Origin of the sequence: Fodinibius salsisoli (assembly GCF_026229185.1) — a bacterium.
Taxonomy (GTDB): Bacteria; Bacteroidota; Rhodothermia; order Balneolales; family Balneolaceae; genus Fodinibius; species Fodinibius salsisoli.
Map to the genome: position 1 here is coordinate 23,169 of NZ_JAGGJA010000025.1, position 8,822 is coordinate 31,990.

The following is an 8,822-nucleotide window of genomic DNA, read 5'->3' on the forward strand; positions in this document are numbered from 1 at the left end:
TCTCTTCCCTCACTCATAAGTACGAAACCTATCCTAAGTACTCCAATAAGCCTTATTGCTTATTATCAAAGTTTATTTTAAAAATTTGGCGTGGTGGTATGCAAATTGCAACTACTTACTACAAAGAGGTTACGGTATCCGTAGCCTGTTAATTTACCTAACACGACTAATATTAAACGATCTGTCTTATGAGCTCTACTGCCAGAAAGATTGGTTCAAAGAGTAAAACTTTGAAGAAGGTTTCGCTTCCATCTTCTCGGAAGCCAACCAACTTAGAGATTAATTCAATCTCGATTGACTACGCCCAAATTTATAATGAAAGGTTAATATGGAAACGAGCTTTTGATCTATTTTTTGGATCTATTGGAACGCTAATCCTTGCCATTCTCTATCCCTTTATTGCCCTTGGTATCAAACTTTCATCTAATGGACCTGTTATTTTTAAGCAAGAACGAACAGGCTTTGATGGTGAAATTTTTGATTGCTATAAATTTAGAACCATGCACACCGAACAGGAAGAAAAGTCCGTTAGCGAACTGGATGTCACCGACAAGAACGACAGTCGTATTTTTCCTTTTGCCAGTTTCCTCCGGAAAACCAATTTGGATGAGATTCCCCAATTTATCAATGTACTAAAGGGGGATATGAGCCTTGTCGGCCCTCGCCCCTATCCTATCCGGGAAAATTCGCACTGGAATACAACCTTCCCCGATTTTTATCAACGATTTTCGGTAAAGCCCGGCCTGACCGGTTTAGCACAGGCCTACGGACTTCGGGGTGGCACTGTTGATATTTATCAAATGAAAGAACGACTGAAATGCGATCTCAAATATATCAAGAAACGGTCATTATATATGGATATAAAACTTATCATTATGACCATTAAAAGCATGCTTACCTTCAAAACGCATGCGCACTAATTGTCGCTCATAACTTCTTATTTTCCAACGCTGATCCCTCTCTAAGATAATTAGAGAGGGATTTTTTATTCCCTCCTCAATTAACAGAAGCCTTTTACAGGCTAAAAGTGCCTTTATCCCATAATCGATTTGTAACTTTTTTTTAACCCCCTCGTATTACTGAACAAATTGTTTAAATCGGTAAAAATTATTTGTGGGGACTCATACATGGAACTGTTAAAGCACTGGATCATATTAGGATCGGTTGGGATACTTGCCATTTTCACTTCTTCCTGCAGCTCAGAAACACAATCCAAAAATGTATCGGATGAAGATTCTACCACGGCTGTACCCGTGGAAATAGCTGTTGCAAATTCTGGAAAAATTTCGGCCTATTATTCCAGCACAGCCACCCTTGAAGCTGATGAAGAGGCTACTGTTGTAGCAAAAGTAAGGGGGATTGTGAAAAATATTTATGTAGAAGAGGGCGACTACGTTCAGGCTGGCAAAATATTGGCTCAACTTGAGGATGAACAGCTTCAGCTGGAGGCAGAACGAGCCAAAGCAACAATGGACCGCCTCAAAAATGAACTCAATAGAAAAGAAGAGCTTTTTCAAAAAAAGCTGATTAGCGCCCAGGAATTTGAAAATGCCAAGTATGAGTACCAGGCTCAAAAATCTGCTTACGAATTGGCCGACCTGCAGATTAAACACTCACAGATTCGTGCTCCTATCAGTGGGGTTATATCCGATCGGATGATTAAGGTGGGAAATATGATTAACTCAGATCAGGAGGTCTACCAAATTACTGATTTCAATCCTCTGCTGGCTGTATTGAATGTACCCGAGCATGAAATGGATAAACTAAAAAAAGGTCAGCCGGCTCTCATCCAGGTTGATGCTATTACCAGCCAAACCTTTGAGGGCACCGTCCTGCGCATCAGCCCCACCGTGGATCCTGAAACCGGTACCTTTGAAGTTACCGTTTCAATCCAAGACGAATCGCGCCGTCTGAAGCCGGGTATGTTTGGTCGGGTTCAAATTGTCTATGACACCAGGGAGAATGCCCTGATGGTCCCTAAAAATGCTGTTATGAATGAAGATGGTACCAGCAGTGTATTCATAATTAATAGCAGTTTAGCCTATCGCAAAACGATCCGTACCGGCTACGAGAATGGAGAAAATATTGAAGTACTCGAAGGTATAAGCCCCGCAGATACTGTTGTCACCATTGGGCAGAGCAGCCTCCAGGATAGTTCGCTGGTAGAAGCGGTCTCCTTTTAATCCATAGCTTCTAAGAGGAATTATAACCATGAAATTGATCAACTTTTCCATCCGCCGTAAAGTGACTGTTGCCATGTTCACTCTTGGCATCATCCTGTTCGGTTTTGTATCTCTGAGCCGTTTAAATATTAACCTGTTACCCGAACTTAGTTATCCTACCCTCACGGTTCGTACCGAATTCGAGGGCGCCGCTCCCGCTGAAGTCGAAAACCTGGTATCGAAACCAGTTGAAGAAGCACTTGGGGTGGTAAAAAATGTGCAGCAGGTTCGCTCCATTTCCCGATCGGAGCAATCCGACGTAACCCTCGAGTTTGCCTGGGGAACTGACATGGATTTTGCCAGTATCGATGTTCGTGAAAAGCTTGATGCGCTTCAATTACCTTTAGAAGTTGATCGGCCGGTCATATTGCGATTCGACCCTACCCTGGATCCCATCATGCGGTATGCCTTTTTTATTGAAGATCCGGATGCAGGTGATAATGCTGATATAGATTTTGCGAATTATCAAGAGAAACCGCAAACGCCTGAAGCTCAGATTAACAAACTCAAAAAACTGCGTCGCTTTGCGGATGAACAGATCAAAAAAGACCTGCAGTCAGCCCAGGGCGTAGCTTCTATTAAAATCAGTGGTGGACTGGAGGAAGAGATTGAGGTTGCCATCAACCAGGATCGGCTGGCCCATCTTAACATCCCCATGAGTCAAATAACACAGGTTCTGGGAGCCGAGAACGTTAATCTCTCCGGGGGACGGCTGGAAGAAGGAACTCAGCAATATTTGGTTCGCACCCTCAACCAGTTCCAAACGGTAAGCGATATTCGTAATGTTGTTGTGGATACCCAAGAGGGATCGCCCATTTATTTAAAAGATCTTGCCAGTATTACACAGGGCTACAAAGAAAGAGAAGCCATCACTCGCCTCAATGGACAGGAAGCAGTAGAAATTGCCATTTATAAAGAAGGCGATGCCAATACCGTGAATGTGGCTAATAATGTGAAATCGGGTATGGAATCGGTCTCACAACGATTGCCTGAAGGCATGGCCATAAGTAAAGTCTATGACCAGTCTACCTTTATTTCATCCGCCGTTAGCGAAGTAGTGGATGCCGGAATCATCGGAGGTATTTTAGCGATCATCATTTTATACCTCTTCCTTCGAAATTTCTGGGCAACCGTTATCATTTCACTTTCTATTCCCGTTTCGGTCATTGCCACTTTCAATCTGATGTATGGTAATGATATTACCTTGAATATCATGTCGCTGGGCGGTATTGCGCTGGGTATAGGTCTTTTGGTAGATAACTCTATTGTAGTGCTTGAAAATATTTCTCGCCATCGGGAGATGGGCAAAGGCGCCTTGCAAGCAGCAAAAGATGGAGCGGGAGAAGTGGGTACCGCCGTCATTGCCTCTACCCTCACTACAATTGCCGTATTTTTTCCACTTGTATTTGTCCATGGAATTGCCGGTCAGTTATTTCGAGACCAGGCCCTGACCGTTACCTTCTCCTTGTTAGCTTCTTTGATCGTAGCTGTCACCTTAATTCCCATGCTTTCCTCGCTGGCCGGTCGTGAAAAAGCTGAAGTTGAGAAACCCGAACTGCGCGAACCGAGGACCAAAGCAGGTCGCTGGATGCGCCAAGCCCGGCTTTTTCTGTTTGAGACGGTACCTGCTTTTATTGTCAGCATATCCAGCAAAGGTATAAAAGCGCTCACTAAAGGGTTTATGTTTATCTTCAGCCCGGTCCTCAATGGCTTTGACCGTGGATTTTCTTCCATTGAAGATCGTTATCCTGCCCTTTTACGTTGGTCACTCCGCCACCGCTTTGTGGTCATTGGCTTTGCTTTCCTGTCACTGTTAGGCTCCTTGATGCTGGTGCCCCAATTAGGGATGGAACTGATTCCATCGTTATCACAGGGAGAATTTAATGTAGAATTTCAACTCCCCCCTGGTACACCAATCGAACAGACTGATCGTGCCTTGCAGCGAGTGCAACAGGTGGCAACAGATATTGCTCCCATCAATGCAACCTTCGCTGTAGCCGGTACGGGCAACCAGATGGACGCTAATCCCAATCAAGGAGGCGAAAACTGGGGTGAATTAAATGTCACTTTGAGCAGCGGATCCGGTCGGTCGCTTGAAGAAAGTACCATGGATGAACTCCGTACTGATTTACAGCGTATTCCGGGACTGGAGTACAAATTTTCGCGCCCCGCCCTGTTCACTTTCAAAACGCCTATTGAAGTGGAAATATCAGGGTATAATTTGGATGACCTAAAAAAGGTAAGTGGCCGCATTCGTGATAAAATAGCCAGCAACGATCGCTATACTGACGTAAAGTCGACCATGGAACAGGGAAATCCGGAAATACAGATTACCTTCGACCGTCCCAAGGCAGCAGCCCTGGGCCTTCAGGTACACGAAGTAGCCAACTTAATCGTCAGTAAAGTTCGGGGCGATGTAGCTACCCGCTACTCTTGGCGAGACCAAAAAATTGATGTACTGGTTCGTGCCCAAAAAGAGGATCGATCGTCCGTTTCGGACATCCAAAATCTGACGGTAAATCCAAACAGTCATTCACCGATCCCACTTGCGAGTATTGCTAATATCCGGGTGGCTACGGGTCCCAGCGAAATCCGCCGTGTTGCCCAACAAAGGGTGGCCATTATTTCGGCCAACCTTAATTACGGAGACTTGGCAACCGCCGCTGAAGAAATTCGTTCCATTATTGCTGAAACGACTATCCCCACCCAGCTGCAGGCTCGTGTAAGTGGACAAAATGAAGAGATGGCTGATTCCTTCCAGTCCCTGATATTTGCCCTCTCTCTTGCGGTATTCCTGGTATACTTGGTAATGGCATCACAGTTTGAGTCGCTTTTACATCCGTTTATTATCCTGTTTACTATTCCCCTCGCGCTTGTTGGAGCCATTTTAGGACTCTGGATTACCGGCTCTACCATCAGTGTTGTCGTATTTATTGGACTCATTTTATTGGCCGGAATTGTGGTAAATAATGCAATCGTCCTCATCGATTTGATTAACCAGATACGTGCACGGGGAACATCAAAAATAAAAGCCATACTGGAAGGCGGAAAATCGCGCCTGCGGCCTATCCTAATGACGACGCTCACTACAACCCTTGGCTTACTTCCCCTGGCTCTTGGATTTGGAGACGGGGCTGAACTCCGGGCTCCAATGGCTATTACTGTTATCGCCGGACTGGTGGTATCTACCCTGCTGACGCTCGTTGTAATTCCTACCATGTATGCTATCATGGATCGCAAGGTATATAAAAAGACTGCCCGGTTAAATTCAACGGAGGGTCAAGTATAATGAATATCACAGATCTCTCCTTACGCCGGCCGGTCACTACAATCATGGTATTTATTAGCTTTGTAGTGATTGGAATAATTGCCAGTCGGATGGTGCCCCTGGAGTATTTCCCGGACATTTCTTTTCCCGGGGCTTATATTTCGGTGCCCTACCAAAACTCTACACCTGAAGAAGTAGAAGAAAACATTACCCGCCCTATTGAGGAAGCTATTGCTACAATCAGTGGTCTTGAGCGCATAAGCTCCACATCCAGTGAAAATCAGGCCGGTATTTTTGTGCAGTTTAAGATGGGTACCGATATCAGTATGAAGGCGATGGAGCTCAAAGAGAAAATTGATGGTGTTCGTAATCAGCTTCCCGATGACATGGAACGCTTTTTCATCAATAAATTTTCGGCCCAAGATAACCCGATGATGAACCTGCGTATCTCCAGCGAGCGAGATCTTTCGAATGCCTATGAACTGCTGAACAGAAACCTGAAACAACGGATTGAGCGTATTACAGGCGTTGCCAAGGTAGATTTGTATGGTGTTGAGCAGCGACAAATTCGGATTGAACTTATTCCCGAGCGGCTGGAAGCTCATAACATCGATTTAAATCAACTGGCCCAGCAGCTTCGTCAAAGCAACTTCTCGGTTACAGCTGGTAAAGTGGAAGAGGCGGGCAAGCGGTATTTGGTGCGCCCGACGGGAGAATTGACCACGCCCGGTGATTTTGCTCAACTCGTTATAGGTCCGAGTCATCTCCAGTTAAAAGATATTGCTACTATAGGCTATGGAAGTCCAGAGCGTGACTACGGTCGACATCTCGATCAAAAATATGCCATAGGCCTTGACGTATTCAAGGAATCGGGTGCCAATACGGTAGCCGTAGCTGACCGTGTACTCACCGAAATTGAAGTAATAAACCAGTTGCCCGAAATGCGGGGCATCAACATTTATGAGATGAATAACCAGGCAGCGGGTATTATCAGCTCGCTCTGGGAGCTTTTTAAAGCAGGACTTCTGGGCGCTGTCTTTTCTATCCTCATTCTCTACCTCTTTTTGAGGCGGATAAGTACAACCTTTATTGTAGCCATGGCTGTGCCCTTTTCACTGATTGTAACACTCGGGCTGCTCTATTTTATGGATCTATCGCTCAATATCTTGTCCATGATGGGGCTTATGTTAGCCGTAGGTATGCTGGTTGACAACGCAGTGGTCGTTACTGAAAATATCCATCGCACCCAGCACCTTGTCGATAATAAATTTGAGGCGACCAAGCGGGGAGTTAAGCAAGTAGCCATGGCCGTAACGGCAGGAACTTTAACAACCATCATTGTTTTCTTGCCAAACATTATCAGTGATGACTCTATGATTGCCATTCAGCTCTACCATGTGGCCATCACAATCATCCTGGCTCTGTGTGCCTCCCTCTTTATATCATTGACTGTCATCCCCCTGTTGACTTCCAGGATTAAACCTCCGGAGAAGTCTGATAAACAGGACATCATCGACAAACTGGAAAACTGGTATTCCAAAGCATTACAATGGCTGCTCAATCGCAGATATACCTCGAGCTTCCTCATCCTGGGGACCCTCGTGAGTGTTATGATTCCTATGAACATGACAAATATTGACATGTTTCCTTCGTCTGAATCACGCGAACTTTACCTGCACTATAATTTAAATGACAACTATATCTTAGATCGGGTGGAGCAATCGGTCACGAGAGTTGAAAAGTACCTTTATGACAATGAAGAGGATTTCGAAATAGACGCCGTCTATTCCTACTTCGAGCCGGGACATGCTATGTCCACCATACTGCTGACTGATGATGACAGCGCTGAAAAGGATGTCACAACCATCAAGAAAGAGATTGTAGAGAACTTGCCGAAAATTCCTATTGGAGAACTTTCTTTTGAATATCGAGACCGCACAGGCGGAGAACAACTGCGTTTCTTTGTCATCGGAGAATCTTCCGACCTGCTGGTTGAGCTTGCCGATGAGGTTGTGCGGCGGCTGGATGACATCCCCGGTTTGGCTGATGTCCGTTCGGAAGCTGAAACCGGAACAGATGAAGTGCAAGTAAAGGTCGATCGAGGACGCGCACGTAATATGGGTATTTCAACCCAGCAAGTGGCTGATATGGTGTCCAATTCCATGCGTGGCATTAACCTGCGCAGAGTACGCGGGGAGCAAGGTGAAACCGATGTGGTACTGGCCTTGCAGGAGACCGATCGTGAAACCATTGATGACCTCATGAAGCTGCCCATCAACATCGGTAATCAACAGTCCGTAAAGCTTGCTTCTGTAGCCAACTACGAGGTTAGTGCGAGTCCACGGAGTATTCAGCGAGAAAACCGGCAAACTTCGCTCGGAATTACCGTTAACCTTGAAGATATTACCATGAGCGAAGCCCAGGAACGTATTTTTCCCATCCTGGATCAAATTAATTACCCCACCGGCTACGGATGGAGCCAGGGCCGAAGCTTTGAAGAAGACCAGGAAGCCATGGATGAAATGCTCGTTAACATGCTGCTCGCATGCTTTTTGATTTATCTTGTGATGGCTTCGTTGTTTGAATCGGTGCTATTTCCATCAAGCATTATTACCTCTATCCTCTTCGGTGTTGTGGGCGTCTTCTGGTTTTTCCTGGTCACCGGAACTACTTTTTCGTTCATGGCCATGATCGGCATCCTTATACTGATGGGGATTGTAGTTAACAATGGTATCGTACTCATCGACCATATTCATCAGCTTAGAATGAGTGGTATGTCTCGATTCGAAGCGATTGTCAAAGGCGGCGAAGATCGTATGCGCCCCATTTTGATGACCGCTGCTACTACCGTGCTGGGCCTCCTGCCCCTCTGTTTTGGAACCACCCAGATTGGCGGTGACGGGCCGCCCTACTTTCCCATGGCTCGTGCTATTGTCGGGGGCCTTACCTTCTCTACTGTCGTTACTCTTTTTATACTCCCGGCTATTTATCTCATCCTGGATGACGTCAAGCGCTGGGGAAATAGAGTTTGGCAAGCGGGCAGAAGTAGATAAAAAGATCATCGCTTAGTAAATATCCCCGGCACTTTCGAAGTGCCGGGGATATCTTATTAGATACCTCTTACTTGGCCGTATATAATATTACAGCAATTTGGCTTCAAGTTATCAAAACTCTTCAAGGTTAGACAATATTAACCCTGAAAGGGTTGGAATTGCTACAAAAAAATGGACAGTACGTTAAGCCAGATCATGCTGCCCGTTCTTGTTGTTGGGTTAAATACTCTTGCATTTCCGCCGGTGTGCGGTAGTCCAGCGTTGAATGCAAGCGCTGGC

General features: G+C 45.6%; 4 protein-coding genes. All 4 read left to right on the forward strand.

The features are described from left to right. Window positions 1-188 precede the first annotated feature (188 nt). The 4 genes from J6I44_RS20075 (at window position 189) to J6I44_RS20090 (ending at window position 8,543) form a co-directional block, all read left to right on the forward strand. A complete protein-coding gene (locus J6I44_RS20075; RefSeq protein ID WP_265768061.1) occupies window positions 189-920 on the forward strand; it encodes a sugar transferase in 732 nt (243 codons plus the stop codon). Between the two features lie 207 nt (window positions 921-1,127). Beyond that, window positions 1,128-2,183, forward strand: coding sequence for an efflux RND transporter periplasmic adaptor subunit (locus J6I44_RS20080; RefSeq protein ID WP_265768062.1), 1,056 nt, complete (start codon window positions 1,128-1,130; stop codon window positions 2,181-2,183). Window positions 2,184-2,211: 28 nt separating this feature from the next. Continuing rightward, window positions 2,212-5,511, forward strand: coding sequence for an efflux RND transporter permease subunit (locus tag J6I44_RS20085; protein ID WP_265768063.1), 3,300 nt, complete (start codon window positions 2,212-2,214; stop codon window positions 5,509-5,511). After that, window positions 5,511-8,543 (forward strand): efflux RND transporter permease subunit, encoded by a 3,033-nt coding sequence (locus tag J6I44_RS20090; protein WP_265768064.1) that lies wholly within the window; start codon window positions 5,511-5,513, stop codon window positions 8,541-8,543. The genes J6I44_RS20085 and J6I44_RS20090 overlap by 1 nt, the downstream gene beginning before the upstream one ends. The last annotated feature ends 279 nt before the right edge of the window (window positions 8,544-8,822 follow it).

Excerpts from the sequence above, each read along its gene's own strand:
- J6I44_RS20075 (WP_265768061.1), top strand. The coding sequence starts at position 189 with ATGAGCTCTACTGCCAGAAAGATTGGTTCAAAGAGTAAAACTTTGAAG.
- J6I44_RS20080 (WP_265768062.1), top strand. The coding sequence starts at position 1,128 with ATGGAACTGTTAAAGCACTGGATCATATTAGGATCGGTTGGGATACTT.
- J6I44_RS20085 (WP_265768063.1), top strand. The coding sequence starts at position 2,212 with ATGAAATTGATCAACTTTTCCATCCGCCGTAAAGTGACTGTTGCCATG.
- J6I44_RS20090 (WP_265768064.1), top strand. The coding sequence starts at position 5,511 with ATGAATATCACAGATCTCTCCTTACGCCGGCCGGTCACTACAATCATG.